Source organism: Mycobacterium interjectum (genome assembly GCF_900078675.2).
Classification (GTDB): domain Bacteria; phylum Actinomycetota; class Actinomycetes; order Mycobacteriales; family Mycobacteriaceae; genus Mycobacterium; species Mycobacterium interjectum.
The window spans coordinates 2,891,572-2,917,472 of sequence record NZ_LT546237.1 but is presented as its reverse complement, the minus strand read 5'-3'; the positions used below and the strand labels follow the sequence as shown (position 1 = coordinate 2,917,472).

Genomic DNA, 25,901 nt, shown 5'->3' with positions numbered 1-25,901 from the left:
CTGCGCCGACCGCGGCTAAAATCTCCAGCTCAGGCGCGCTTTCCAGGCGTCGCGAAGGCGTAGCACACTCGACGCCGCGCGACATATGGATATCGCCTGCCGCGATTATTGGGAAGGGAGGGCTGCGTTTAGAAAGGTTCCTTTTCTAAACCGACCCCAACTATTTCTTGTTGATCATCGTTCGCGCCATTTGCGACCGAGCTGACGGAAGGCAAATATTCTATGGAAAAGCAGCTGCTCGCTCCGACCAGAGTCGTGCGAGACTATCTGTCCAACTCGATGGTGTGGGAAGACTTTCTCGCCCAGGGTGGTTTCGTCGAGGGGGACATCGTCGTCGCGGATCCATTCAAGGCCGGCACGACGTGGACCCAGCGGATCGTCCAGCAAATCCTTCATAACGGCGAGGAGCCGGAGGGCGGGCTGTCGGACACGTCGCCCTGGCTCGATTCCAGCTGGGGAGATCACGCCGGAATGCTCAAGGTGCTTGGGGAGCAACGCGATTCCGGGATGCGTCGGGTGATGAAGTCGCACCTGCCCGCGAACGCCCTGCCGATCGCGCCCGAGGCCCGTTACGTATTCGTCGGGCGCAACGGCAAAGACCTTGGGATCAGCTTCCACAACTATCTCTACAACTTCTCCGAGCCGACGATGTCGCAGATCAATCGGATCCACGCCGAGTGGTCGGGTGACCCCACGCCGCTGGTGATCCCCGAGGACATGCAGGAGTTCTTCGACCTGTGGCTGGACAATGACGGGTATCAGTGCTGCGACCTTCTCGACATCATGAAGTCGTGGTGGGAGCTTCGGGACGAGCCGAATGTCCTTCTCCTGCACTACGCACAGCTCAAGAAGGACCTCCCCGGTCAGATCGCCCGGCTGGCGGACTTCTTCTCCATCGATCCCGCATCGCTGAGCATGGACGTCATCGTCGAGCATTGTTCGTTCGATTACATGAGCGCCAGGGCGGAAAAGATGGCGCCGTTCGGCGGATCGCACATGTCGAGCGCCAAGGCCTTTTTCCACAAGGGCCTCAAGCGCGATCACCGCAACGAGTTGAGGCCGGCGCAGGTGCAACGCTTCGACCGCGTCGCACTCGAAAAGCTTGGCGAGGAGTGCGCCCACTGGTTGGAAACCGGGGAAAGGCTCTGAGCCGCCTCCCTTTAGGGCGAGGCGCCGCCTACCGGGGCCCATGGCTGATGGATGTCGTTGCGCTGGTCTACGTCGCGGTGGCGGCGCAGTGCAACGGCTGGCATTACCTGTTCTTCCCTGGGCTGGCGGCGCTTTCGCATGACGTGTTGACTCGCCCGTGGGGAAAGTGGGCGAGTCAACCGGGGCGACTTGTCGTGACGCCGGTGCTGGGCGCCGCCATCGGGACGCTGATCACCGCGATGTTCCCCTATGGCGTCTTGAGCATGCTGCTTGTCGTTGCGCTGTGCGTGCTGCTGGTCGTTGTGCTCAGGTCAAACATCGCCCCGGCGATCGCGGCCGGCGTGCTGCCGCTCTTCCTGGGCATCAAAACCTGGATGTATCCGGCGTCGATAGCGGTCAGCCTGGTGGTATTGGTCGTCATTTTGTTGCCTTGGCGAAGGCGTTTCCGGCCGACGCATCACGACCTTGACGACGCGTTGGAAGCGCGGCCCGGCGGAAGTTCCTGGGTCCTGCCGTTTTTCGTGTTCGTCACGGCCATGGCGCTTTGCGCGGCGACCTCGGGACTCCGGCTTATCCTCTTCCCCCCGCTCATCGTGATCGCCTACGAGATGTTCGCCCACCCCACCGTGTGCCCGTGGGCGGGAAAGCCGGTGGCCCTTCCCGCTGCGTGCTTTCTGACGGCGACTGCCGGGTGGGCCGCCGTCAGCGTCCTCGGAAGCGGCGGCATTGCGGCCGCATGCGCAATGGCGTCGGGCGTCATCGTGCTTCGGCTACTGAGGCTGCACATGCCGCCCGCGCTGGCCGTTGGGCTTCTTCCCCTTGTCATCCATTCCCCCGACGTCACATACCCGGTGTCCGTGGCCATCGGGACAGGAGCACTGACGCTCGCAACGCAGCTGTACCAGCGATGGGTCATCCGCCAGGGCCGCGCTGGCCGAAATATGACCGACTTGAGGAGTGCACGATGTCGAACAGCCAATTGACCGCGGTGATATTCGTTTTGCTGGCGCTCGTCGGCCTGGCGCAGTTGCTGGGCTATGCGTTCGTGAAGCTGCGGCAACCGAAAGTCGTCGGCGAAATCCTGGCCGGCGTCGTGCTGGGCCCGGCGCTGCTCGGCCGACTGCCGTTCGTGGAGCACGTCGTGAGCACCGCCAGGCACAACACCCAGATCCTCAGCTTCGTCTACTGGCTCGGTCTGCTACTGCTGATGTTTGTTTCCGGCGCCGAGGTGCAGCAGCTCTTCGGCCGAGGCGAGCGGCGCACCGTGAGTTGGCTCGTCGTCGTCGGGACCGGCGTCCCGTTCCTCCTGGGGCTGATCTTCGCGCCCCACCTGATCACCCCGAGTCTGGCTGGGCCGCACGGTAATCGCGTGTCGTTGATCATCATTCTCGCGGTCGGCGTGGCCGTGACGTCGGTGCCGGTGGTGTCGAAGATCTTCGCCGACCTCAAGATCCTGGACACGCGGTTCGCGCGGCTGATTCTCGGTGTCGCCGTGCTCGAGGACATCGTCCTGTGGCTCGCACTCGCGATCGCCACGTCCATCGCCGCGAAATCCCATCTGCACCCGTGGCAGATGTCGTTGCACCTCTTGGTGACGGTGGCCTACTTCGGCCTCGGGCTCACGATCGTGCCGCGCCTCATCAAGCGCCTCAACACGGCTCGCTGGAATGCCCTCGCGCGGCACTCGCCCACCGGCTACGCGATCGCGGTCCTGCTGTCATACTGCGCGGTCGCCGGCGCGCTCGACGTCAACCTCGTGTTCGCCGCGTTCCTCGCGGGTTTCGCCCTGGTGCATCGGAAGCGCAGGATCTTTGACGACTCGATCGACGCGATCAGCAAAGTGTCCTTCGCCTTCTTCATCCCCGTGTACTTCGCGATCGTGGGGCTGAAGCTGGACCTCATCCGCGGCGTCTCCCTGCCGATGATCGTCATCTTCATCGTCGGCACCTGCGCAGTCAAAATGGCGTCGGTCGCGCTGGCCGGGCGATTCGCCGGCTTCCGCGGCCTCGAACTGATCAACCTCGGCATCACCACCAACGCCCGCGGCGGCCCCGGCATCGTCCTGGCCAGCGTCGCCTTCGACGCCGGCATCATCAGCTCGAAGTTCTACACGACGTTGGTGGTCGCGGCCGTGCTCACCTCGCAGCTCGCCGGCGCCTGGCTCGACCACGTCCTGCGCAAGGGCTGGCCGCTACTGAAATCGGATGCGGCGAAGGAACCCGTGGACGTGCCGACACCGCAGGCGCCGACGCCGGCGTAGCTTTTCACGCGCCGGCTGAGCCGACCACGAGCAGGACGCACCCGACCGCGGCCAGCAGCGTGGCGACCTCGACGCGGCGTCGCGACCGGATCCAGTCGTGCAGCGCGCCCATCGCCGTGCGCGTCCGCCGGGGCGCCAGCAGATACGCGAGCAACGGAAGCTCCACCAGCGCGAAGGCCACGACGTTGAACATCACCAGCGCCCCGACTTGCGTCGCGGCCGCGGCGCCCGAGGCCAGGATGACGGCCAGCGCGGCCAGATAGTCCACCGACGGCAGGGCGATCCCCAGCCCGGCGACTCCCGCCACCCACAGTGAACGCCCACTCGCCAAGCGCTTGGCGCGTGTCGCCAACCTTTGGGGCACGGCGGCGCGGCGCGTGTCGGGCCGCACGATCACCACCGCGGCGACCACGAGCGCCAGCAAGCCGATGGCGATTTGCACCCTGGGCAACGTGAAGTATGTCGACCCCAGCAACCTGCGTCGCAGGACGAACAAGACGACCAGGCCCACGGTCAGGCCCATCGCGAAGCCGCCGCACAGGAAGGCGAGTAGTTGCAGCATCGGTCGGGGCCGGTTGAGCATCAGCACCGTCATGCCGACCCGGAACGGCTCGAGGCTGACGGCGATGGCCATCACCAGGATCGTGAGCAACATGACGGCCGCCAGGTTACCGTCCGGCCTTCGCTACGTGATTACGCCCCAATGGAACACGCGGGAGGTGAGCAGCACGAGCCCGAGGGAGACCGAGGCGACGACGGTCAGCCCGATGACCGCGACGACGAGCGGGCGCCACCCGGTGCGGGCGATTTGCCGGACGTCGGTGGTGAGGCCGACGCCGGCGAAGGTCAGCAGGAACGCCCATTTCGACACGTTGGCCAGGTTCGCGGTCTGCCCCTTGCTCAGCCAGTGCGCGGTTGCGATCGCCGAGACCGCGAGGAAGCCGAGCACGAATTTCGGGAACTTCGCCCAGACTAACGCGGCCTTGGCCCTGGCACCGGGCGCGAGCGCGTCGGCCTGTCCGCGGGCGGCCCAGTACAGCGCGAATCCCAGGACGACGAAGCCGATCAGCGCGTTGCGGGTGGACTTGACCAGCACCGCGATCTTGCCGGCGTGGTCGGAGAACAGGTATCCGGTCGCGGTGGTTTCGGCGGTGTTGTCCACCGCCAGGCCGGCCCACAGACCGAATTCGTAATTGGTGAGGCCGAACAGGTGCCCCAGCGGGGGCAACGCGAACAGCCCGACCGCTCCCAACGCCAGGATCGACGCGATCGCGTAGCTGACGTCGGCGTTGCGGGCCCGGATCGCGCCCTTGGCGGCCACGATGGCCGACACCCCGCAGATCGAGGTGCCGATCGCCAGCAGCGAGCCCAGCTTGCCCGACAGGCCGAAGGCGCGCGCCACCACCAGAATGATCGTTCCCGCGACCGCCATGTCCACCAGGATCTGCACCAGGCTGGTTGCGCCGAGCTTGGCGATGTCGCCCAGCACGAATCGCGAACCCAGTGCCACGATCCCGACCTTGAGCCAGAACTGGTAGGTCAGCACGCCGGGCCGAAATATCCGATGCAGGCCAACGGTGTTGGCGATCAGCAGGCCAATCACGATGGCCCACAACACGTATTCGATGTCGGGGACGGTCCAGTGGTGGTGTTTCGCCACCGTGCTCCACCAGATTTGGGCGTACTTACCCAGCACGCCCACGCCGATCAGCAGCAGGATGCCGGGCACGTAGTCCAGTGGGCGCCCGCTGGTGAAGGCGGCTTCCGCGGACTCTTCCTCGGCTTCCTGCGCGTCGATGCTGAGGGTGCTCATGGCGTCACCAGGGGATCCTGGGAAGCACGCCGGCGACCGCCAACGCGACGATCACGCCCGCCAGCAGCGTCGCCCACCAATCCTCGGATAACCGGATCACGACGCAATGGTGGCGTGGCCGGCGTTGGGGGCCAATCGATTGGCTCGCCCTGAATTTAGGTCGGTAGCCCGTCCCGGTCGGCGTCGGCACGGTAGCGCTCCACCCATTCGTCGGAGCGCTGGTCGGCCTGGCGTTGCAGCGCCGGCTCGGGCGCCAGCAGCGGGTCCAGCCCCAACGCCTCGAGGATGGTGGCCACCACCTCAGTCAGGTTGCGCCACAACACCGGATACGGAACCTCCAGCGGCTCGATGTCTTCCTCGGCGAACCAGGTCCGCCAGCCTTCCTCCTGGGCGCGCAGCATGGTGACGACGTGCGCGATCGCGCCGGCGTGGTAGGTGGCGCGCGCGTCGCGCGCGGGATCGGGGCTGCCGCGCCACACCCGCGTCTGCACCGCGCGCCAGAACGACACCGCCTGCGACACCACATCGGGTCGGTGCACGTGGATGAGGAGCGGTTCCTCGCCGATGACATCGCGGATCGCGGCCCGCAGGCCGTCGCCGGATCGATTCGGCAGGTCCTTTGCGCGGTTCAACAGCAGCGGCGTTTGGTTCCACATCAGCTTGCCGCCCCACACGCCGTTGGGTGTCCGCCCGACCGTGCGGATGTAGTCGCGCCAAATCTCCGGGGGCGCCAGGTCGGGCGTCCCCTCGTCCATGGGATCGAGCAGGCGCAGTATCGACTCGTCGTCCACGCCGGCGAACCACTCCCGCGGCTGCGGGGACTGGCTGGTGGCCGGCAGGTACTGAAAGAACTCCTGGGGCTCGCCGGCCACGCCGGTGGCGCGCAGGGATTCCACCAGCAGCGTGCTGCCGCTGCGCTGAGAAGCCAGCACCAGATATGACGACGGGCTTTCAGTCACCAAGGAAGCCTAACCGGCGGAAAACGCCCCGCAACTCGTTCGATCGGGTTCACGCTGAACATAAGTATCGGCCGCCGGGCGCCGGCCGCCGGATGCGATGATGACCGTCGTGCACAACTCCGTCAAAGAGTCGGCCCGCCGAATCATCTGGCGCGCGGACCGGGGAACCACCGCCGAGCTGCGTCGACGCTTCGTGCCACTGAATCCGGTAGGCGTGGAAGGCTTTCGTCAATACCTACGCGAGAACTGGTCGACAGAGGACTATTGGGATTCCGAGGTTGGACGTCACGACATGGACGAGCACACCGTCGGGCGTCTGATCTACGACCGGCACGAGTACGTGCCGTGGCTTGACGGCCTCCGCCGCCTGGACGGCGCGCGAGTGTTCGAGATCGGCTGCGGGACTGGGTCGTCCATCATGGCCCTGGTCGAGCAAGGCGCCGAGGTCACCGGCATCGACGTGGTGGAAGAATCCATAGCCGTGTCGCGGGCCCGGTTGCGTTTCTTCGGGCTCGGCGAACCGGCCCTGCATCACATGAATGCGACCGAGATTGCCGCGCATTTCGACCACGCCGGCTTCGATTTCGTCATCTTCTTCGCGTCGCTGGAACATATGACGTATCACGAGCGGTTGACCAGCCTGCGAGCCGCCTGGCAGTTATTGGCCGACGGCGGGATCCTCTGCATTATCGAAGCGCCCAATCGGCTATGGCTTTTCGACGATCACACCGCCGACTTGCCGTTCTTCCACTGGCTGCCGGACGAGATAGCTCTGGAGTACCTGAAGCGGACGCCTAGGTACCAAGCGTCGGCGTTCGACACCACGTCGGAGGACGCCAAGCTGGAACTCACCCGTCGCGGTCGCGGCGTGAGCTATCACGACATCGAGTTGGCCTTGGGACCGATCTCCGAGCTCGACTTCATGGCCGATCGGCAGACGTTTCAGATGAAGCAGAATCCCTTGCGCTGGCTGTACTATCGCCAATCCGCGAATCGTCGCTACGCCAACTTGTTACGCCGACAATGCGCTGAGCTGCCGTTCGGCCTGTTCATGCCGTACCTGAACGTCGCGATTCGCAAGGCGGCCGGCTGAACGGGCGGCGTTGTTCGGATCGAATCCATTGTGTCGACAGGAATCAAGTCGAGTAGTGGTCGAGTAGTCAACTACTCATTTCCGCGGGGGGTCGCTGGGAGGATGGTTAACAGCGCGGCCTGGCGCGATATCGAGAGTCGAGGGGGCCACATGAACAACCTCACCATTCGGCGCCTTCGCCCCATGCTGCGACTTATGCCCCGCAGCAGGCGAAGGGGTCGTCATCGCGTGCCGCCTTGCGATCTGCCCGCCGGCCGAATCACGAGCACACGTCTCGATCGCGGTTCGGTCGTCCCGCTGTGCGCCGTGTGCATCGAAGCCGGTCGCGCAACAGAAGCGACCTTCCAAACGAGGGACCAGCTCTGCGGCTGCGATCAACACATCCTAGAGCTTGAGCAACACGGACGCGCCGCGATACACCGACAACGCAAGCGGGTCGCGGCACAAGCGGTCGAGTCACGCTGAGGCGAATATTGGTAGCGCTGTTCAGTTCTCGTTCCTAGCGGCACGCATGAGGTGGACGAGCTGCTCACGATCGTCGATGCCCAACTTGCCGAAGATGCGGTACACGTGTCCCTCCACGGTTCGCACCGAGACGACCAGCCGGTCGGCGATCTCGCGGTTGGACAAACCGGTCGTGACCAAGTTCGCGATCTCGCGTTCGCGGGCCGTGATGGGCAATGGCGAAGCCGCGGCATCGACCGCCGGTGTCCGTACCCCGCCCTGCGCGGCCAACGTGTGCGCGCGAGTCGAGGATCGTATCTGCTTGCCGCGCTGGCAGGTGTCGGCGTGTTCGCGCGCCGCCTGGGCGGCCGCGTCGGCAGCCAGCGCCAGTGCGCCCATGTCGGCGAACCGATCGGCCGCGGCGTCGAGGGCGTCGCCATCGTGGTCGGCCAGGCCGCGGGCGTGCTCGGCGATTTCCTCTGCCATGGGGGTCTTGAGTACCTTGGCCAGCTCGGCCAGCCTCTGGGTCTGGGAGCGGACGCCGAGACGGACGGCGGTGTGCAGGGCCCGCAGCTCGACGGCGTCCATCCCGGATTGTCGGGCGATTTGCGCTGCGCGCAGCGCATGTGTTTGCGCTGCCGTCGGGTGGCCCGCGGCGGCGCGCTCCCAGGCCCGGGCCAGCTCTAGCTCGGGCGCGAACACCGCGACCTGGGGTCCGTAAGCGTCTTCGGCCCTGCGCAGCGCCGCCGCGGCGCACGCGCTGTCTCCCCGCGCGCCCTCGGCCTGCGCGGACCAGGCTGATACCAGCATCAACCAGCCCGACGGAAAACCCCGCGACATCGCCGATACCGAATCCTGAAGGGCGGCACAGGCCGACGTCAACACGCCCCGCGCAAGCAGCACCGCTCCGAGCATCGCGTGCAGGAAGGCGTCTGCAGCGGGCCACACCCTGGTCGTGGACGCATAGCGTTCCCGAACCCGTTCGGCCGCAGGGTTGTCGCCGGCCGACGTCAGCGCCACCACCTCGGCCAAACCCATGGCAAACCGGCACGGTCCCGATTGGTCGAATGCGGCTGCCCGCCCCGCGTCCGCCACGCGCCGGACTTCGCCGACCTGCCCGGTGAGGGCCAACGCCCAACACGTCCACGTGGCAGCCCACGTCCTCATCACCGGTGGCACATCGGATTGACAGACTTCGAACCCGAGGTCGAGTGCCGTTCGGACGTCCCCGGAAAAGCATGCAAACGCCGCCTCCATGGCCGTGACGAGCGGCAGGAGTGCGTCAGAATTGATGCGCCCTTTGACGTCGGCGAGCGCCACCCGGGCCGGCTCCACCTGCCTGCAGCTGAAGAAGAGATTCGCGGCACGCAGGCAGCCCCACTGCACAACCGTCCGCTCATCGGCACCAGCGGGGTTGGCGTCGTTGAGCACCGCCTCGACCTCGTCGCCCCGTCCCTGCCAGCCCATCGCCTCCGCCAGCACGATCGCGGCCGGCAGGCCGCCGCCGCGCTCGAAAGCGAAGCGGGCCAACTCCTCTCCGCGCGCGACGTCCGACATGGTCATCGCGCTGGCCGCCGCGTCGATGATCAAATCGAGGTCGGGCGAGATGTCGCTTCGCGTCATCAACTGCGCCAGGAGCATCCGGGTGCGCACGTCGGGCGACCCCGACCGCTCCCGCTGCGTCTGCACCTGCTGCTGAAGTTGTTGCGCCAGAAGGGTGGTGAGCTGTCGTGTGCGCACTACTCCGGCTCGATGCATCGCGACCTCACCGAAGACGGGATGACCCAACCGCGCCACCGTGTGGAAGCCGTCGGCGACCACCTGGATCACCCCGCGCCGCTCGAGGCGTCCCACCACGTCGGCATCGCACAGCTCGCGCAGGATCTCCCAGTCGAGCACCTCTGCGACCGCCACGATTTCCACGGCCTCCAATTCCTCCGGCGTGAAGGATTGCAGTCGAAATTCGAGCAGATCGTAGAGTTCGCGGTCCGCGCGCAACGCACCGTGCAGTTGCCAGCCCGCATCCGTGTGCACCAACACGCCGCTTTCGCGACCCGCGCCCAGCAAGCTGCGCAGCAGCAGCGGGCTCCCCGCCGCCCGCCCGTGCAACGCGTTGATCAGCCCGGAGTCGACGACGCCACCGAGCACGGCGCGGGCCAACTCCTCGGTCTGCTCCGGGGTGAACGCCGCAATGTGCAGGCTCAGCAACAACCGCTCTTTCAACAGCGCGGTCACCGCGTCCGGCACCGGTTCACCCGACCGGATTGTCGCGATCAAGCGCGCGCAGCCACTGGCAGCGAGCTGTTGCACCAGCGTCGACGACAACGGGTCAAGCAGCTGCGCGTCGTCGACGACGACGACGAGGTTCGTTTCCTGTTCCAGCGTTCGTTGCGCGGCCGCGAGCATGGCGGCCGGTTCCTGCGGCGCCTCCACCGTCACCGACCGATAGAACGCACCTAACGGCACCGTCGAGCCGGTTTGGGTGCCCAGCACATACCGCACGGTCGCCCCGTCCGACTCGAGTGTGTCGGCAAGCGAGCGAGCCAGCGTCGATTTGCCCACCCCGCTTTCGCCGACCAACGCGACGCCACGGAACTCCGCGTCTTCGGCAAGCGCCGCCAGGGCTTGACGCCGTTCGTCGTCGCGGGCCACTATCGGCCACTCCGACGCGCTCTCCGTTTGCAAGACCCCGAACCTCCCGGACCAGGTGATTTGCAGAGGCTACTGAGTCCGTCCACGATTCGGGGCAGATTTCCACTTTCCGGACACAATCCGGTTAACCGGGTTAAGCGGACACATTTTGGGGAAAAATCATGCCTGCCGCAGGGTTTTTGGGCAAGACGCGTACTTGTAGGCCACGGGGTCGGCGCGAATCATTCTGGTGCGCCGGAATTACCCTTTCCGTATTGATGACAAAAGTTTCGCACCGACAGATTTTGGACCGGCAAGAGCCGGCCACGCGGTTACTGGGCGGATCACCCTCGTCTTGGCCGGCGCCGTCGCCGGGGTCGGTTCGGACCTGTCATCAATGGATGAACTGCTGGTGGCGCTTGATGCCGGCCTTGGGCGAAGTCCTTGCCGCCGCGATGGTCGGTCTGTCGTTGCGGGACTGGATGATTCGTCCGTGCCCGCGCACGCGTGAGGTGACCGACCGGGCGCCGCGCCGAAAAGCGCTGGCGTTCAACGCCACACGTCCGCCATCGCGGACGGGGCTACCAGCCGCTGATCACGGTGTTCCTGAACACATGAAAGGAAAGCCGCACGGTGGCTTCTGCGTCGCCTCCGGGGGCGGGGGATCGGTTCCCTCCCAAACACTGGGGTCGACGTTTCCATGCCCCCACACGACGCCCCACCACGTGTGGCACTGACTCCTGTCCCAGTGAACACCGAGCCCGTCCGACCCCCCGGGGCATCCGTGACCGGTGCTCGGGCGCAGTCCCATCGGATCTCCCGGGCAGCACTTGTACGGCCCGGATGCGCCCGGGGGTACCGGTCCGTCCTCCGGCAGAAGACCATGCACCGGTGGCATGAATCCGTGGTCGGCTTGGGCGGTGGCGGCCCCCACGCCCAACAGCGCCACGGCGACGCCACCTGACAGCAGGGTTCCACCGAGCATCCTCGTCACTGCGCGATAGTGCGACACGGCCTGGCCTCGCTTCCTTCCTTGACGATGCTGACGATCAGTATCGGCTCACACTGAATACGTCGCATAGGTAATTGACCACTCGAAGCAGCACATATGGGCCGGTTTGTTACCGAACCCAACAAACCGAGGGTTCGTGCTGGTGCCCATGGCGCTTCCTACCGCCTTTCTCGGGTGGTGCGGCGATGCGGGCCTCGCGCAAGATGCGCGTTTGCACCACGAGGCTGCTGACTTCTGAACTACGGCCAGCGAGCGCAGAGAGGTGCGCAGGCCGGCCCACGGGGCACATGGACTCCCTCGCCGATGTCGTTGTGTTGCGGACTATCCGGGAAACCGGCCGCCGGATACCAATAGTCTTGGCAGACATTCAGATCCCAGCCCTCCCGCTGCATGGCGACGATCGGACCCCCGGTGAGATGTGGTCGTTCGGATCCGGGTGGCCTGGGCAGCAGGTGAAGTGATTGAGCGGAGCAGGACCGGGTTGAGCTTCGGCGCTACCCGCGCCCAGTCCCAAACCCGCGACCGCGATGCCGCCCGCCAGCAACGCCTTCGCGATCAACGCTCTCAGCGTGCGTGCGGTGTCCATGGCGGCTCCTTTCGCTGCTATCCGGCCGTAGCCTATTGCCGGGCGCTTGCGAAATCCTTGCGCCTAATCGGCCGCCGATCAGTTCCACCATGTCGTCATCGAATGGCGCGCAGTTCGGCGCGCATGGAGCCGATTGCGTCGCACACCCTTGATCTGACCGACCGCATCTGCTTCTGTGGCAGCAGCATCGGCCAGAAGACCGCCGGCGCCCGGGTTGGTCGGCGTGCGGGGCCGCCGCCCGTGGTCTGGCCGGTGCCGCGGGCGGCGCCCTCGCCGCAGGCGGACTACGCCGAGCGCTCGGTCACCCGCAATCCCAGCGAAAACAGCAGCCGCACCTCGGGATCCGACAGCGACGTCGCCAACAGCTTCTCGATCCGTCGCACCCGGTAGCGAACGGTGTTGGGGTGCACTTGCAGCGCCCGGGCTGCGGTTCCGATGTCGCCGAAGCTGTCCAGGTAGGCCCGCAGCGTGTCGGCCAGCACCGGGTCTCGGGCGCGCAGATCGCGTATCCGCGGATCGACCAGCCGCTGGTCGGCGCCCACCACGGTGACGATCTCGTCGAGCAGGACGGTGGTGCGCGCTTCGGCCAGCGTGGTCACCTGCCCGATCGAAACCGGGTGTCGCTCAGCGCTATCGAGTACGCGGTCGACCTCGGTGCGGGCGGCGGCGACCTCTGCCAGACCGGCGACCGAGGCGGCGATGGCGGCCCGCAGCTCGACGTCGAGTTCGGCGCGCAGGGAGCCGATCGTCCCGCGTACCCACGAGGTGACCGACCGGGTCTGCGTCTGTGGCAGCAGCACGTAGACGCGTGACTGGCGCGAGGCAACCTGGGCGTCGCGCCGAAAAGCGCTGGCGCTCAACGCCAGCACGTCCGCTATCCGCGGATGGGGAGTACCCACGGTGTCCCAGCCGACCAGCGCGGCGGAGCCGTCGCCGGAGAGGCCGAGTTCGTGGGCGACGGCAGCGGCGTCGCCGGGTTCGTCGCTGAGCCCGAGCAATTGCTGTATCCGTCGTGCATGCGTCGACGGACGGGCCGCCAGCCGCAACATGATTCGTGCGGCCAGGACCGCCGCGCCGCGCAACATGACCTCGGCGTCGTCGGCCAGCGGCTGCGAGCCCTGCTGCACCCAGATGGCCCCGGCGAACATCGGCGGTCGGCGGGGGCCGGCCGGTGGCTGGTGGATGCCGATCGCCAGCCGGGGGCGCAGGCCCAGCTCGGGGCGCTCGGCCACCCGCACCACCTCGCCGCTGGACCGCAGCGCGTCGAAGATGCCCCACTGGCCGATCCATTTCAGGTGCTCGGGTGGCCCGGCGCGGCCCAGGATGGACAGCCGGCGCAGCTCGTCGGCTTCGTCGTTGGAGGCCGAATAGGCGAGCACGTGCGACTGGGCGTTCTCGATGCTGACCATGCCGTGGATGCGGTCGGCCAGCGACTGTGCCAGGCCGAACAGGTCGGTGCCCGAGTCATCGACGGGGTCGCCGCGATCGCCGTGATGTTCCAAAACGTGATTGACCAACTGGTAGAGCCGCTCCCACCGGGCCCTGGGCTCCACGGCTACCACCGCCGAGCCGGCCGCGACCGCCGCCGCCACGAGGTGCTCCGATGGCCCCTTGGCGAAGATCGCCACCGGGACGCGCTCGCGCGCCTGGTTGTCCAGCCACCGCCGCGCCTCGTCGTCTGCGACCCCGAGCAGGAAGAAGACGTCGGCCGAGCCCGCGGCCGCCGCCAGCCCAAGCCGCGTATCGTCGGAATCGATCAGCGCCGCCGACCCCACGGAAAGATCGAGCCCCCGCGGCGCGTCCACCAGGCTGACCAGCGTCGCGTCCAGGGCGAGCAACAACTGGCCCAGGCCGACGCCCACCGATCGCATATTGTCCGATCTTACTAGGTAAGGCCCTAGACCTTGTCTAATCGGCCAGTAGGATCGAGCGCCGCGCCGGGGATCCTGGGCAGCATGGACGCGATCACCCAGGTACCAGTCCCGGCCAACGAGCCGGTTCACGACTATGCGCCACACTCCCCGGAACGAACCCGCCTGCTCGCCGAGTTGAGCACCCTGGCCGACCAGCCGATCGACCTCCCGCACGTCATCGGCGGTCACCGCCGGATGGGGGAGGGCGAGCGGATCGATGTCGTCCAGCCGCACCGGCACGCCGCGACGCTGGGCACCCTGACCAACGCCGGGCACGCCGACGCGACGGCGGCCATCGAGGCCGCGATGGCCGCGAAGAAGAACTGGGCCGCAACGCCTTTCGACGAGCGCGCCGCGGTGTTCCTGCGCGCGGCCGACCTGCTGGCCGGACCGTGGCGCGAAAAGATCGCGGCCGCAACGATGCTCGGCCAATCCAAGTCGGTCTATCAGGCCGAGATCGACTCGCCGTGCGAGCAGGTCGACTTCTGGCGGTTCAACGTGGCGTTCGCCCGTCAGATACTGGCGCAGCAGCCGATCAGCGGGCCCGGCGAGTGGAACCGCAGCGACTACCGCCCGCTGGACGGCTTCGTCTACGCCGTCACGCCGTTCAACTTCACTTCGATCGCCGGCAACCTGCCGACCGCGCCCGCGCTGATGGGCAACACCGTGGTGTGGAAGCCGTCGATCACCCAAACCCTGTCGGCCTATCTGACGATGCAGCTGCTCGAGGCGGCCGGCCTGCCGCCCGGCGTGATCAACCTGCTCACCGGCGACGGCTTCGCGGTTTCCGATGTGGCACTGGATGATCCCCGGCTGGCCGGCATCCACTTCACCGGGTCGACGGCCACCTTTGAGCACCTGTGGCAGCGGGTGGGTGCCAACATCGGCCGCTACCACAGCTACCCGCGGCTGGTCGGCGAGACCGGCGGCAAGGACTTCGTCGTCGCGCACGCCTCGGCGCGCCCGGATGTGCTGACCACGGCGCTGATCCGCGGGGCGTTCGACTACCAGGGGCAGAAGTGCTCGGCCGCGTCGCGGGCGTTCGTCGCGCACTCGGTGTGGCAGCGCATGGGCGATGAGTTCCTGGGCGAGACCGCCGCGCTGCGCTACGGCGACATCACCGACCTGACCAACTACGGCGGCGCGCTGATCGACCGGCGGGCCTTCATCAAGAACGTCGACGCCATCGAGCGGGCGAAGGGCGCGCCCGGCGTCACGATCGCGGTCGGCGGCGAATACGACGACAGCGTCGGCTATTTCGTGCGGCCCACCGTGCTGCTGTCTGACGACCCGACCGACGAGTCCTTCGCAACCGAGTACTTCGGCCCGTTGCTGTCAGTGCACGTGTACCCCGACGACCAGTACGAACGAATCCTCGACGTCATCGACGGCGGTTCTCGCTACGCGCTGACCGGCGCCGTCATCGCCGACGACCGGGCGGCCGTGCTGACCGCCCAGGACCGGCTGCGGTTCGCCGCGGGAAACTTCTACGTCAACGACAAGCCGACCGGCGCGGTGGTCGGTCGCCAGCCGTTCGGCGGCTCGCGCGGGTCCGGCACCAACGACAAGGCCGGCTCGGTGCTGAACCTGCTGCGCTGGACGTCGGCCCGCACGATCAAGGAGACTTTCGTCCCGGCTACCGAGCACGCCTACCCGCACATGGCGGCCGACTGATGGCCGGCTTGTTCGCCCACACGGTGCGCCCGGCGATCATGGCGGCCAGCCGGTGGGAGGCGTTGCGCCGCACCGCCGACCGCATGCCGGCCGCGCGTAAGGTGGTGGATCGGTTCGTGCCCGGCGAAACGATCGACAGCGTGCTGGACAGCGTTGGCGCGCTTCGCGATTCGGGTCGCATCGTCAGCGTTGACTACCTGGGCGAGGACGTCGTCGACGTCGATGACGCCGACGCGGCGGTGCGGGTGTACCTCGATCTGATCGACAGGCTGGGGCAGTCCGGTGAGAAGGGCGGTGGCGTCCGGCCGCTGGAGGTGTCGCTGAAGCTGTCCGCCTTGGGGCAGGCGCTGGATCGCGACGGGGAGAAGATCGCCCGCGAGAACGCCTGGTCGATCTGTCATGCCGCCCAGCGTGCCGGCGTGTGGGTGACCGTGGACGCCGAGGACCACACGACAACCGACTCGACCCTGTCGATCGTGCGCGACCTGCGGGCCGACTTCCCCTGGCTCGGAGCGGTTCTGCAGGCATACCTGCGCCGCACATGCGGGGATTGCGAAGAATTCGCCGCGTCCGGGGCGCGGATCCGGTTGTGCAAGGGCGCCTATGACGAACCCGCCCCGGTGGCCTACCGGAACGACGCCGAGGTCGCCGACTCGTACCTGCGGTGCCTGCGCGTGCTGATGGCGGGGTCGGGATATCCGATGGTGGCGTCGCACGACCCGGCGGTGATCGAGGGGGTCCCGGCCTTGGCGCTTGCATCGGGCCGCACCGTCGATGATTTCGAATACCAGATGCTGTACGGCATCCGCGACGATGAGCAGCGCCGGCTCGCCGCCTCCGGCAACCACGTGCGGGTGTACGTGCCGTTCGGCACCCAGTGGTACGGGTACTTCGCCCGGCGGTTGGCGGAGCGACCCGCCAACCTGAAGTTCTTCCTGCGGGCGCTGGCACATTGAGCGTGACCGCCCTGGCCGCACACCCGAAACCCGGGGTGCACACTCGGTGCTCGCCGGGCGTAGCGTCTCGGGCATGAGCCTGGTCATCGACGAGATGCCCGACCTCGGCATCACCCGGCTGTCGCGCTGGATCTTCAACTGCTACGTCCTGCGCGGCGGCGACGGCGCGGTGGTGGTCGACGCCGGGCTACCGCGGGTCGCCGGCGATCTCGCTGCCGCCCTGGGCCGCGCCGGAACCCTGCACGCCGTCGTGGCGACCCACGGACACAGCGACCACGTCGCCGGCGCTGCGGAGCTGGCCGCGCGCCACCGCGCGCCAATCTGGTTGCCCGAGGCCACTCTTGCCTACCTCGACGGGGCGAAACCGCGGACCCCGACCCTGGGCCGGGCCGCGAGCATCTGGCCCACCATGATCGACCAGCCGCTGGATCGGCGCGGCGTGACCGGGTTTCTCAGCGGCGCCTGGGTGGCTGGATACGGCACGCCGGCCGGTATGCGCTGGACGGGTCCGCCGCCCGGCGGCGGGCTTGCCGACGGCCAGCCGGTGCCCGGGGCGCCGGATTGGACCGTGGTCGCCGCGAACGGACACACCGACGACAGCATCGCGCTGTGGAACCCGGCGACCCGCACTCTGCTGTCCGGCGACGCCGTGCTGACCGTCCGCGGGCAGGCCTGGCACACACCGGAAATCGTCGACGCCGCGAGTGCCGCCGCCACCCGCAAGCGTCTCGAAGAACTGCCCGTCGCGCACCTGCTGCCCGGCCATGGCCGGCCCGTCCACGCCGCCGACACCGTGTGGCCGCAACAGCGTCGCTGAGTGTGCGCTCAGGTACTTGAGTGTGCGTCGGGGGCGCGAAAGACGCCCAAAACTCGCCCTGGGCGCACACCAAAGCCCGCGATGCACACTCGACGACGAGCCCTAATGGGAGTTGATCGGCGAGCCTCGAACGGATAGTGATCCGGTAGCGGGACGCTGGTCGCCGAGCCGCCGGTCGGTGAGCACTTCCGCGCCCTGGAGTGATGTTCGATTCCTACGGCTAGACCGTGCCCCGGCCGGTTGGTGAGGCTTCCCATAGCGCTGATGGGGTGTCGTGCCGATTCGAGCACTGATCCATTAGGTCGCCGCCGGGTTGCCTTGGGCTCGAACAGGTTCCACCCGTTTCGGCAGAGGAGGTGATCGATGATCTTCGTCGGCGACGATTGGGCCGAAGATCATCACGACATCCACGTGATGGACGACAACGGCACCCGGCTGGCCTCGCGCCGGCTGCCAGAAGGGCTCCCCGGCATCCGCGGATTGCACGACATCGTGGCCACCCACGCCCAAGACCCCCGACAGGTCGTGATCGGCATCGAAACCGATCGAGGTTTATGGGTCAACGCGCTGGTCGCGGCCGGTTACCAGGTGTATGCGGTCAACCCGCTGGCGGTCGCTCGCTACCGCGACCGCCACCATGTCTCCGGAGCTAAATCCGATGCCGGCGATGCCAAACTGCTGGCCGACCTGGTGCGCACCGACCGCCACAATCATCGCCCGATCGCTGGGAACAGCGCCGACGCCGAGGCGATCAAGGTGCTCGCGCGTGGGCACCAGAACCTGATCTGGACCCGCAACCGGCACACCAACGCGCTGCGATCGGCACTGCGCGAGTACTACCCGGCCGCGCTGGACGCCTTCGACGACCTGGCCGACCGCGACGCACTGGCTGTACTCGGCCGCGCCGCGACCCCGGCCGAGGGCGCTCGCTTGAGCGTGGCCAAGATCCGGTCAGCGCTCAAAGCCGCTGGGCGCCAACGAAACCTCGATACCCGAGCACTACAAATCCAGAAAATTCTGCGTAGCGAGCAACTCACCACTGCTGCCTCTGTCAGCGCCGCGTTCGCGGCGACCACCCGCGCCACAGTCAGCATCATCATCGAGCTCAACCACCAGATCAGCGATCTGGAAGCCGAACTGTCGACACATTTTGAGACACACCCGGACGCCGACATCTACCGCTCCCTGCCAGGACTTGGTGTTGTGCTCGGCGCCCGGGTGCTCGGTGAGTTCGGGGACGACCCCACTCGCTACACCACCGCCAAGTCTCGCAAAAACCACGCTGGAACCTCCCCGCTGACAGTCGCGTCGGGCAAAAAACGCGCCGTGCTGGCCCGCCACGTCCGCAACCGCCGGCTCTACGACGCTATCGACCAATGGGCGTTCTGCGCGATCACCCGCAGCCCAGGCGCACGCGCCTACTACGACCAGCACCGCGCTGCCGAAGACCTCCACCACCAAGCCCTCCGCGCCGTCGGCAACCGCCTCGTCGGAATCCTCCACGGCTGCCTACGCCACCACACCACATACAACGAACAGCTAGCGTGGTCACCCCGCCACAACACCCCCACCACCAACGCCGCTTGACAAATTACGGACCTGGGATGTCTAGCCGCGGCGCGGCCGCGGGCGATCGCTGGCGAATCCCCGGACCACGTGCGCGCGCACGAACTCCGCGGCCACCTCGGGGTCGTCCATGTCCAGCGTCGACGACGGCGTGCTGAAAAGCGAAAAGAGGATGCGCGCGAACCATTCCCCGGCGGCCTCGACGTCCAGGTCCTTGCGGACCTCGCCGGTGAGCCTGGCAGCGGCGAGGTAGGGCGCGAAGAAGTCGACACACTCGCGCAGCAACACCGCGGCGTCTTTGGTCAGCAGCAGGCTGATGGCGTCTTCGTCGAAGTACTTCTCGGAGGCGATGACCCGCCGCGCCTGGGTCACGAACACCGCCGCGCGGCTCAGCTTGTCCTCCAGGGAGCTGCCCTGGGCCATCGCCTTGGACATCTCGCGGTAGAACCGTTCGGAGGCGTGTTCGGCGCACGCCTCGACGATCGCGCCCTTGTCGCTGAAGTACTCGTAAATGGTGCTGCGTGAAACGCCGGCTTGCTTGGCGATGTCGACGATGGTCGTCTTGTCCAATCCCTGTCTGCCGAAACAGATGAACGCGGACTCGACGATGAGTTCGCGGGTATCGGTGGCCTGCGCCGCCTGGGTCATGGCACCAACGCCCCGCGCGGCACCAGTCCGGCATCCGCCGAGGCGAAGGCGTCGTTGACGTCGGCCAGATGGTATGGCTTGGGCATCAGCCGGCCGAACGGAAAGTCGGTGTGCTGCAGGAAGGACAGCCCGATCGCCAGCGTGACGGGATCGTAGAGCATCACGCCGCGCACGGCCTTGTTGCCGTAGACCAGCGAGCTCGGATCGAGCTCGAACGTGCGCCCCGTCCCGACATTGCCGACCTCGAGCAGCGTGCCGCCGTTGTTCAGAAAGCCGACCCCGTCGGGGATGACGCCCGGCACCCCGACGACCTCGAGCACCCAGTCGGCGCCGATGCCGTCGGTGTGCGCGCGGACCCGCTCCGCCACCTCGAAGGTCGAGATGCCGCTCGCGTCGATGCAGACGGTGGCGCCGAAATCGGCCGCGACGTCCAGCCGTTCGGGGATCTTGTCGATCACGATGGCGGCGGCCGCGCCGGCCGTGCGTGCCACGGCCGCGGCGTTGATGCCCAGCCCGCCCGCGCCCTGGATGACGACGGTGTCGCCGAGGCGCACGTCGCGCAGCGCGAACAGCACCTGCGCCAGCGCACAATTCAGCGGGGCGACGGCCTCGTCGGCGAGGTCCTCGGGCACCTTGTACAGCGGCTGCCGCCGACTGGTGTAGTAGTACTCACCGTGCGCGGCGACGAAATGCGGCGGCTGGTCGTGGGTGCGGTATTCCCCGGCCATCAGGTTCTGGCACGCGTGGGGCCGGCCCCGTGCGCACGCGTGGCAGCGCCCGCAGGTCCAAAAGTACGGTGTGACGACGCGATCGCCGACGGCGAGCGGCTTGCCGGTCGCGTCGGTGGTGAGCCCCTCACCGAGTTCGGCTATCTCGCCGACCATTTCGTGGCCCAAGGCGAAGGGGCACGGCAGGGGCAGCTCGCCGCGGAAGATGTGCAGGTCGGATCCGCAGATGCCCGCCATCCTCAGCTTGAGCGCGGCGGTCCCCGGNAACGTTCGTTGAACGCCCGCCAGCACACCACGACGTCGGCGACGCCGGTCGCGACGGCCATCGCCGCGTGCACCACGGTGCCGGCCGCCGCGCCGCCGCCGTGATGCACCCGCGAGAAGAAGCTCAGGTCGCCGATGCCCACGTTGCGGGCGATGTCGATTTCGTCGCTGGAGTCCATCGTGAAGGTGACCATGCCGTCGACGTCGGCGGGCGCCAGGCCGGCGTCGTCGAGCGCGGCACTGACCGCTTCGCAGGCCAATTGGAGCTCGCTGCGCCCGGACTCCTTGGAGAACTCGGTCTGGCCGATGCCGACGATGGCGCAGTTGCCGGGCAGCGAGCTCATGCGCCTTCCCCGTCGAGCAGGCTGAGCACCGCGGTGCCCGAGACGTGATCGCCCAGACTGTTGGAGCCCTTGAACGTCACCTCGACGAAGTTCTCACCGTCCGAACCTTCGGTCTTGGAGGTCACGGCGCCGGTGAAGCGCAGCGGGTCGTCGGGGAAGCACGGCACGCAGAGGCGGATCGACAGGTTCTTCACCATCGCCTCGGGCCCGGCCCAGTCGGTGAGGAAGCGCACGCAGTACCCGTTGGTGGTGAGGATGTTCATGAACAGGTTCGGCGAGCCCTGCTTCTTGGCGAAGTCGCGGTCATGGTGCACCGGCATGAAATCCCGCGAGGCGATCGCGCCGGCGACGATCATCGTTGTGGTGACCGGGATTTCGAGCGGGGTCACCTCGTCGCCGAGATTGATATCGGCCCACCGCAGGGTGGTGGTCCGGTTAGTCATGGTGGTCATCGGATTCCTTCCGGATAGGTGCTGCCGATGCTGGCCAGCTGGGCAGGCGCGGGACCGAGGGCGAGCTCGTTGTGTTTGGCCCACAGGAAATAGCGGTGCAGCGGATAGGTGACGTCGATCCCGATGCCGCCGTGCACCTGCTGGGCGGTGGCGGCGACCCGGGAGCCGGCCTCGGCGGCCCAGAACTTCGCGATGCGGGCCGCCCGGTCGGCCTCATCCAAGGGTCGTCCCCGCGCGATCAGCCAGGCCGCGTGCCAGGTGGTCCAGCGGATCGCTTCGACGTCGATGAAGGCGTCGGCCATCCGCTGCTGCACCGCTTGGAAGCTGCCGATGGGCCGCCCGAATTGCTCACGGCCGCTGGTGTACTCGGCCGCGATGCGCAGGGCGCGCTCGCAGACCCCGAGCTGAATCGCGCACAGGCCGAGCAGGGCACGCGTGTGCAGCGATCGGACCGGGCCGTCGAGCCGGTCGTGCGGCGAAACGGTCGTGCCGTCCAGGAATACGTCCGCGTGCGGTTCGCGGTTGGTGGTCGCGACCGGCCGGATTTCGACGCCGCGGGCGTCGGCGGGCAGCAGGAACTGGCCCACGTCACCGTCGTCCATGGCGGCCGGAATCAGGATGGTGTCGGCGAGCTGGGCGGCCGGCACCAGCTCCTTGGCCCCGTCCAGGCGCCAGTTCGGGCCGTCGCGACGGGCCGTGGTGGACGGGTTCATCGGATCGGATCGGCCGGGCTCTTGCAGCCCCGCGCTCAGGATGCGGGCTCCCGCGACGACGCCGGGCAGGAACCGTCGCCGTTGCTCGGAAGTTCCGTGCCGGGCGATCGGGTCGGCGCCCAGCACCAGTGTCGCGTAGGCGGGCACCGGGGCCACGCTCGCGCCCACCTCCGCCAGCAGCACGCCGAGCTCCAGGAAGCCGCCGCCGTTCCCGCCGACCGCCTCCGGCAGCGCGGTGCCCAAGAGGTCGGCGGCCGCGAGATCGCTCCAAAGTGCCGCGTCATAACGGGTCTCGCCGGCCTCCAGCTCGGTCAGCCGGTCGGGGGTGGCCCGGCGCTCGAAGATCTCTCGCGCGAGCTCGGCGATCGTCTCCTGCTCTTCGGTGAACGTGAAATCCATTGCGCCACCTATTGAACGGGTCGGAACTGGTGCAGCACCAGGTCGTCATCGAACGTCTGGTAGTAGACCTCGACCGGCATCCCGACCGTGACGTCGGCGGGGTCGATGCCACACAGGTTCGACACCAACCGCACGCCCTCGTCGAGCTGTACCAGCGCCACGATGTAGGGATAGTCGAAGAACGGGAACCGCGGTTCGTGCGGCATCACGTAGCTGTACACGGTGCCGCGGCCCGACGACTCGATCGCCTCCCAGTCCAGGGACCGGCAGTGCGGACACATGGGGCGCGGCGGGTGGCGCAGCGCCCCGCATCCGGAGCAGCGCTGGATCAGCAGCTTGCGCTCGCGCAAGCCGTTCCAGAAGAACTCGGTGTCCGGACTGATGGCCGGCGCCAGGCGGGGGGCCATCAGCGCGCCGGCCTGAATCGCAACACGCGGAATCGCTGACGCCCCAGCACCTCACCGTTCTGGTCGGTGTAGGTGATCAGCCAGGTCAAGAAGAAGCCCGTGCCGAGCGCGGTCTTCTTCTCGTCGGAGACGTCCTCGAACACCGATGTCGCGCTGATGACGTCGCCCAGCCGGGGATAGCGTTCGATCTCGAATTCCGAGTTGGTGGCCACGGTGCTGGTGTATCCGGCCTCATCCAGGAATGCCGTTGGATTGCTGAGGATCTCGACGGGGGCGCCGCCGCGCTCGCCGATCCCCTCCAGCTTCGGCGACGGCATCGTCCAAGTTTGCAGCATCACCGGCGGCGATACGATGCCACCGAACCGCGATGACGCCGCGAACTCCGGATCGAGGTAGACGGGGTTCATGTCGTCGAGCGCGTGGGCCCAGTGCCGAATCATTGGCTGGTTGACCGGATCCGGCGCCACCGAGGGCTTCCCGGATCCGCCGGTGGGTTGGCCGACGAGCGCTCGCAGCTTCGCGAGCACCTCGGAATCTTGGTCGGTCATGATCCTCCTGTTGTCTGCTGGGCGCGAAGGTCGCGGGGCGCCCTCGGCATGCCCAATCCGGCCATGGCGATGATGTCACGCTGAATCTCGTTGGCGCCACCGCCGAACGTGTTGATGACCGCGAACCGGTAGGCCGATTCGAGGGCCCCGCGCAGCGGCGCGTCGGCGCCGGAGCGTGTTCCGTTGCCGTCGAGCACTTCCAGGAGTTGACGGGCGACCTGCTGGGTGAGTTCGGTGCCGAAAACTTTGGCCGCCGATGCCTCGCCCATGCTGAGCTCGCCCGCAGACATGGCCGCGTTGACCCGCGTATTGACCAGTTTGTACGCGGCGACCTGCGCCTCGACTCTGGCCAGCGCGAGGCGCACCCAGGGCTGGTCGAGGACGTGGCCGCCGTCGAGCTCCGTGGTGGTGGCCCACTCCAGGGTCTTCTCGAAGAGGGGCTCGAGCGCCCCGAGGTTGCCCAAGGCCGCGCGCTCGAAATTCAGCTGGGTGGTGATCAGTTGCCAGCCCTGGTTTTCGCCGGCGACGATGGCGCTGGCCGGGACCCGAACGTCGTCGTAGAACGTGTAGAAGGTGGAGACGCCGGGCATGGTGTGCAGCGGTTGCCACGAGAACCCTGGCAACGAGGTCGGCACGATGAAGATGGTAATGCCCTTGTGCTTCTTGACGTTCGGGTCCGTGCGCGCGGCCAGCCAGATGTAATCGGCGTAGGCGGCGCCGCTGGTGAACATCTTCTGGCCGTTGATCACCCAGTCCGCGCCGTCGCGCACCGCGGTGGTGCGCAGCGACGCCAAATCGCTGCCTGCCCCGGGCTCGGAGTACCCGATCGCGAACTCAACACTGCCGTCCAAGATCGCCGGCAGGAATTTCTGCTTCTGCTCCTCGGTGCCGCACTGCATCAGGGTGGGGCCGACGGTGTTGAGCGTCACCAGCGGGATCGGCGCGCTGACCCGCTGCGCCTCCTCGGCGAAGATGAACTGCTCGATCGCCGAGAATCCCTGCCCACCATACTCTTTAGGCCACCCGACGCCGAGCAGGCCGGCCGCGCCCAGGGCGCGCACGCAGTCCCGAACTTCCGGGCCGCCCTCGACTCGGTCGCCGATCGCCGCGACGCGTTCCGGTGTCATCACCCGTTCGAGCGCGGCGCGAAACTCGGCGCGCAGCCGCTGCTGCTCGGGCGTGTAGTCCAGCTCCATCAGTCGGCCGTCCCGAACCGCACCGGCATCCGCTTCACGCCGGGCACCATCGTGGCGCGCATCCGGTCCACCTCGCCGACGAGTTCCAGCCTGGGGAAGCGCCGCAGCAGCTCGTCGAACATCACCACGGCTTCCAACCGGGCCAATTGCGCACCGACGCAAGAGTGTTCACCGCAGCCGAACGCGATGTGCGGGTTCGGGTGCCGGGTCACCTTGAACTCCTCGGAGTCGGGACCGAAGATGTCCTCGTCGCGGTTGGCCGACCCGTACAGCATCACCACGGTGTCGCCCTCGGCGATCAGTTGCCCGCGGATCTCGACGTCGGCCGTCGCGGTGCGCGCCATGTGCACCACCGGGCTGTTCCAGCGCAACATCTCTTCGACGGCGCCCGGGATCAACCCGGGGTCGGCGGTCAGCAAGCGGCATTGGTCGGGATGCGCGATCAGCGCCAGCGTGCCCAAAGCGATGAGATTGCGGGTGGTTTCGTTGCCGGCGACCAACAGCAGGAAGGCGAAGTTGAGCAGGTCTTCGTCGGTGAGCCGGACTCCGTCGATCTCCGCGCCGGCCAAAACCGACAGCAGGTCGTCGCGTGCCTCGACGCGGCGCTGCGCGATCAGCTTCTGGAAGTACTCGAAAAGCTGCCCCATCGCCACCAGGGGATCGAGTTCGATCTCCGGGTCGGCGTTGCCGGTGGCGGCGTCCGACCACGCCCGGAACTGCTCCCAATCGTCGGGCGGGGCGCCGATCAGCTCGGCGATCATCCGGGTGGGCAGCGGGGCGGCGATCCGTTCGGCGAACTCGTGGACGGAGTCGGGCGCCACGTCGTCGAGGATGCCCCGCACGATCTCACGGATCTTCGGCTCGAGGACGGCCACGCGCCGCCTGGTGAACCCCGAGTTGATCAGCTTGCGCATCTGCCGGTGCCGCGGCGGGTCGGTGAAGATCAGGCTGCCCGGTTGGACCGGGTTCGGCTGTTGGGGATCGGGGATGGTGATGCCCTCGGTCGACGAGAACAGCCCCGGGTTGCTCGACACGAAGCGGATGTCCTCGTACTTCAGCAGCGCCCAGAAGTTGGTCACGTCGTTCCAGCACACCGGCGACGTCGCGCGCAGCTCCCGGTAAGCCGGGTAAGGATCGCCCGCGTAGAAGTCGGGGGAGTGCAACAGACAAGCGGGAAAGGTAGTCCGCACGGCCAGCCTCCCTGACGGGGATCCGACACATCACATCGATGTGTCTTGCGACGTTGTGTCTACTCCGTTCCGGCCGTGTCTGTCAATGCGCCGCCAACGCGCAGAAATAGCGCGGAATTCGTTCAATTGGTGATTGACG

At 67.5% G+C, this 25,901-nt stretch carries 21 protein-coding genes and 1 pseudogene; 8 read left to right on the top strand and 14 right to left on the bottom strand.

Translation table 11 applies throughout. The features are described 5' to 3' along the window. Positions 1-222 precede the first annotated feature (222 nt). The 3 genes from BN4348_RS48350 to BN4348_RS48340 all read left to right on the top strand — a co-directional run bounded on the left by BN4348_RS48350 (position 223) and on the right by BN4348_RS48340 (position 3,409). Positions 223-1,149, top strand: a complete 927-nt coding sequence (locus tag BN4348_RS48350) for a sulfotransferase domain-containing protein (protein ID WP_084454308.1) — start codon at positions 223-225, stop codon at positions 1,147-1,149. A 194-nt stretch (positions 1,150-1,343) separates the two neighbouring features. Further along, positions 1,344-2,132 carry a hypothetical protein gene (locus BN4348_RS48345; RefSeq protein ID WP_235852782.1) on the top strand — a complete coding sequence of 263 codons (789 nt, stop codon included), beginning with the start codon at positions 1,344-1,346 and terminating at the stop codon, positions 2,130-2,132. After that, entirely contained in the window at positions 2,114-3,409 is a 1,296-nt protein-coding gene (locus BN4348_RS48340) for a cation:proton antiporter (protein WP_066914870.1), read from the top strand. Before BN4348_RS48345 ends, BN4348_RS48340 begins: the two co-directional genes overlap by 19 nt. Before the next feature lie 4 nt (positions 3,410-3,413). Here the strand turns inward: BN4348_RS48340 and BN4348_RS48335 are convergent, their stop codons facing one another. The 3 genes from BN4348_RS48335 to stf0 all read right to left on the bottom strand — a co-directional run bounded on the left by BN4348_RS48335 (position 3,414) and on the right by stf0 (position 6,181). Next, entirely contained in the window at positions 3,414-4,064 is a 651-nt protein-coding gene (locus BN4348_RS48335) for a GAP family protein (RefSeq protein ID WP_066914868.1), read from the bottom strand. A 30-nt stretch (positions 4,065-4,094) separates the two neighbouring features. After that, positions 4,095-5,222, bottom strand: coding sequence for a YeiH family protein (locus BN4348_RS48330; RefSeq protein WP_066914866.1), 1,128 nt, complete (start codon positions 5,220-5,222; stop codon positions 4,095-4,097). 155 nt (positions 5,223-5,377) lie between these two features. Beyond that, a complete protein-coding gene (gene stf0 / locus BN4348_RS48320; RefSeq protein ID WP_066914863.1) occupies positions 5,378-6,181 on the bottom strand; it encodes a trehalose 2-sulfotransferase in 804 nt (267 codons plus the stop codon). Positions 6,182-6,281: 100 nt separating this feature from the next. Between stf0 and BN4348_RS48315 the strand changes: the two genes are divergently transcribed. Further along, positions 6,282-7,274: a class I SAM-dependent methyltransferase gene (locus BN4348_RS48315; RefSeq protein ID WP_160040527.1), complete on the top strand. Its 993-nt coding sequence runs from the start codon at positions 6,282-6,284 to the stop codon at positions 7,272-7,274. Positions 7,275-7,760: 486 nt separating this feature from the next. Here the strand turns inward: BN4348_RS48315 and BN4348_RS48310 are convergent, their stop codons facing one another. Together BN4348_RS48310 and BN4348_RS48305 are read right to left on the bottom strand one after the other, a co-directional pair. After that, complete coding sequence (locus tag BN4348_RS48310) at positions 7,761-10,370, bottom strand: LuxR C-terminal-related transcriptional regulator (RefSeq protein WP_066914859.1); 2,610 nt, start codon at positions 10,368-10,370, stop codon at positions 7,761-7,763. A 1,861-nt stretch (positions 10,371-12,231) separates the two neighbouring features. Next, the gene (locus BN4348_RS48305; protein WP_066914857.1) at positions 12,232-13,818 is read right to left on the bottom strand and encodes a PucR family transcriptional regulator; all 1,587 of its coding nucleotides are present in this window, start codon (positions 13,816-13,818) and stop codon (positions 12,232-12,234) included. A gap of 84 nt (positions 13,819-13,902) precedes the next feature. Here BN4348_RS48305 and pruA point away from each other — a divergent pair, with 84 nt between their 5' ends. From pruA to BN4348_RS48285, 4 genes are all read left to right on the top strand, one after another. Next, a complete protein-coding gene (pruA, locus tag BN4348_RS48300; RefSeq protein WP_066914855.1) occupies positions 13,903-15,534 on the top strand; it encodes an L-glutamate gamma-semialdehyde dehydrogenase in 1,632 nt (543 codons plus the stop codon). Next, complete coding sequence (locus BN4348_RS48295) at positions 15,534-16,490, top strand: proline dehydrogenase family protein (RefSeq protein WP_066914853.1); 957 nt, start codon at positions 15,534-15,536, stop codon at positions 16,488-16,490. Before pruA ends, BN4348_RS48295 begins: the two co-directional genes overlap by 1 nt. A gap of 73 nt (positions 16,491-16,563) precedes the next feature. Then, the gene (locus BN4348_RS48290; RefSeq protein WP_066914851.1) at positions 16,564-17,307 is read left to right on the top strand and encodes an MBL fold metallo-hydrolase; all 744 of its coding nucleotides are present in this window, start codon (positions 16,564-16,566) and stop codon (positions 17,305-17,307) included. 363 nt (positions 17,308-17,670) lie between these two features. After that, positions 17,671-18,894 (top strand): IS110 family RNA-guided transposase, encoded by a 1,224-nt coding sequence (locus BN4348_RS48285; protein ID WP_066914849.1) that lies wholly within the window; start codon positions 17,671-17,673, stop codon positions 18,892-18,894. Between the two features lie 21 nt (positions 18,895-18,915). Here BN4348_RS48285 and BN4348_RS48280 read toward each other — a convergent pair whose 3' ends face one another. The 9 genes and pseudogenes from BN4348_RS48280 to BN4348_RS48240 all read right to left on the bottom strand — a co-directional run bounded on the left by BN4348_RS48280 (position 18,916) and on the right by BN4348_RS48240 (position 25,762). Next, positions 18,916-19,521, bottom strand: a complete 606-nt coding sequence (locus tag BN4348_RS48280; RefSeq protein ID WP_066914847.1) for a TetR/AcrR family transcriptional regulator — start codon at positions 19,519-19,521, stop codon at positions 18,916-18,918. Beyond that, entirely contained in the window at positions 19,518-20,486 is a 969-nt protein-coding gene (locus BN4348_RS48275; protein WP_235852781.1) for a zinc-binding dehydrogenase, read from the bottom strand. Before BN4348_RS48275 ends, BN4348_RS48280 begins: the two co-directional genes overlap by 4 nt. 29 nt (positions 20,487-20,515) lie before the next feature. After that, positions 20,516-20,857, bottom strand: a pseudogene (locus tag BN4348_RS48270) (lipid-transfer protein); the annotation flags it as partial. Further along, on the bottom strand, positions 20,854-21,309 hold the full coding sequence (locus tag BN4348_RS48265) for a MaoC family dehydratase (protein ID WP_066914841.1): 456 nt from the start codon (positions 21,307-21,309) through the stop codon (positions 20,854-20,856). The gene BN4348_RS48265 and the pseudogene BN4348_RS48270, both read right to left, overlap by 4 nt. Further along, on the bottom strand, positions 21,306-22,421 hold the full coding sequence (locus tag BN4348_RS48260) for an acyl-CoA dehydrogenase family protein (RefSeq protein ID WP_066914839.1): 1,116 nt from the start codon (positions 22,419-22,421) through the stop codon (positions 21,306-21,308). The genes BN4348_RS48265 and BN4348_RS48260 overlap by 4 nt, the downstream gene beginning before the upstream one ends. Positions 22,422-22,429: 8 nt before the next feature. Continuing rightward, entirely contained in the window at positions 22,430-22,828 is a 399-nt protein-coding gene (locus BN4348_RS48255; protein WP_066914836.1) for a Zn-ribbon domain-containing OB-fold protein, read from the bottom strand. Further along, the gene (locus BN4348_RS48250) at positions 22,828-23,376 is read right to left on the bottom strand and encodes an FAS1-like dehydratase domain-containing protein (protein WP_066914834.1); all 549 of its coding nucleotides are present in this window, start codon (positions 23,374-23,376) and stop codon (positions 22,828-22,830) included. Before BN4348_RS48250 ends, BN4348_RS48255 begins: the two co-directional genes overlap by 1 nt. Further along, positions 23,373-24,572, bottom strand: coding sequence for an acyl-CoA dehydrogenase family protein (locus BN4348_RS48245; RefSeq protein WP_066914832.1), 1,200 nt, complete (start codon positions 24,570-24,572; stop codon positions 23,373-23,375). Before BN4348_RS48245 ends, BN4348_RS48250 begins: the two co-directional genes overlap by 4 nt. Further along, the gene (locus BN4348_RS48240) at positions 24,572-25,762 is read right to left on the bottom strand and encodes a cytochrome P450 (RefSeq protein WP_066914830.1); all 1,191 of its coding nucleotides are present in this window, start codon (positions 25,760-25,762) and stop codon (positions 24,572-24,574) included. Before BN4348_RS48240 ends, BN4348_RS48245 begins: the two co-directional genes overlap by 1 nt. Between the last annotated feature and the right edge of the window lie 139 nt (positions 25,763-25,901).

Excerpts from the sequence above, each read along its gene's own strand:
- BN4348_RS48350 (WP_084454308.1), top strand. The coding sequence starts at position 223 with ATGGAAAAGCAGCTGCTCGCTCCGACCAGAGTCGTGCGAGACTATCTG.
- BN4348_RS48340 (WP_066914870.1), top strand. The coding sequence starts at position 2,114 with ATGTCGAACAGCCAATTGACCGCGGTGATATTCGTTTTGCTGGCGCTC.
- BN4348_RS48335 (WP_066914868.1), bottom strand. The coding sequence starts at position 4,064 with ATGTTGCTCACGATCCTGGTGATGGCCATCGCCGTCAGCCTCGAGCCG.
- BN4348_RS48330 (WP_066914866.1), bottom strand. The coding sequence starts at position 5,222 with ATGAGCACCCTCAGCATCGACGCGCAGGAAGCCGAGGAAGAGTCCGCG.
- BN4348_RS48315 (WP_160040527.1), top strand. The coding sequence starts at position 6,282 with ATGACCGTCGTGCACAACTCCGTCAAAGAGTCGGCCCGCCGAATCATC.
- BN4348_RS48305 (WP_066914857.1), bottom strand. The coding sequence starts at position 13,818 with ATGCGATCGGTGGGCGTCGGCCTGGGCCAGTTGTTGCTCGCCCTGGAC.
- pruA (WP_066914855.1), top strand. The coding sequence starts at position 13,903 with ATGGACGCGATCACCCAGGTACCAGTCCCGGCCAACGAGCCGGTTCAC.
- BN4348_RS48295 (WP_066914853.1), top strand. The coding sequence starts at position 15,534 with ATGGCCGGCTTGTTCGCCCACACGGTGCGCCCGGCGATCATGGCGGCC.
- BN4348_RS48290 (WP_066914851.1), top strand. The coding sequence starts at position 16,564 with ATGAGCCTGGTCATCGACGAGATGCCCGACCTCGGCATCACCCGGCTG.
- BN4348_RS48285 (WP_066914849.1), top strand. The coding sequence starts at position 17,671 with ATGATCTTCGTCGGCGACGATTGGGCCGAAGATCATCACGACATCCAC.
- BN4348_RS48280 (WP_066914847.1), bottom strand. The coding sequence starts at position 19,521 with ATGACCCAGGCGGCGCAGGCCACCGATACCCGCGAACTCATCGTCGAG.
- BN4348_RS48275 (WP_235852781.1), bottom strand. The coding sequence starts at position 20,486 with ATGGCGGGCATCTGCGGATCCGACCTGCACATCTTCCGCGGCGAGCTG.
- BN4348_RS48265 (WP_066914841.1), bottom strand. The coding sequence starts at position 21,309 with ATGACCACCATGACTAACCGGACCACCACCCTGCGGTGGGCCGATATC.
- BN4348_RS48260 (WP_066914839.1), bottom strand. The coding sequence starts at position 22,421 with ATGGATTTCACGTTCACCGAAGAGCAGGAGACGATCGCCGAGCTCGCG.
- BN4348_RS48255 (WP_066914836.1), bottom strand. The coding sequence starts at position 22,828 with ATGGCCCCCCGCCTGGCGCCGGCCATCAGTCCGGACACCGAGTTCTTC.
- BN4348_RS48250 (WP_066914834.1), bottom strand. The coding sequence starts at position 23,376 with ATGACCGACCAAGATTCCGAGGTGCTCGCGAAGCTGCGAGCGCTCGTC.
- BN4348_RS48245 (WP_066914832.1), bottom strand. The coding sequence starts at position 24,572 with ATGGAGCTGGACTACACGCCCGAGCAGCAGCGGCTGCGCGCCGAGTTT.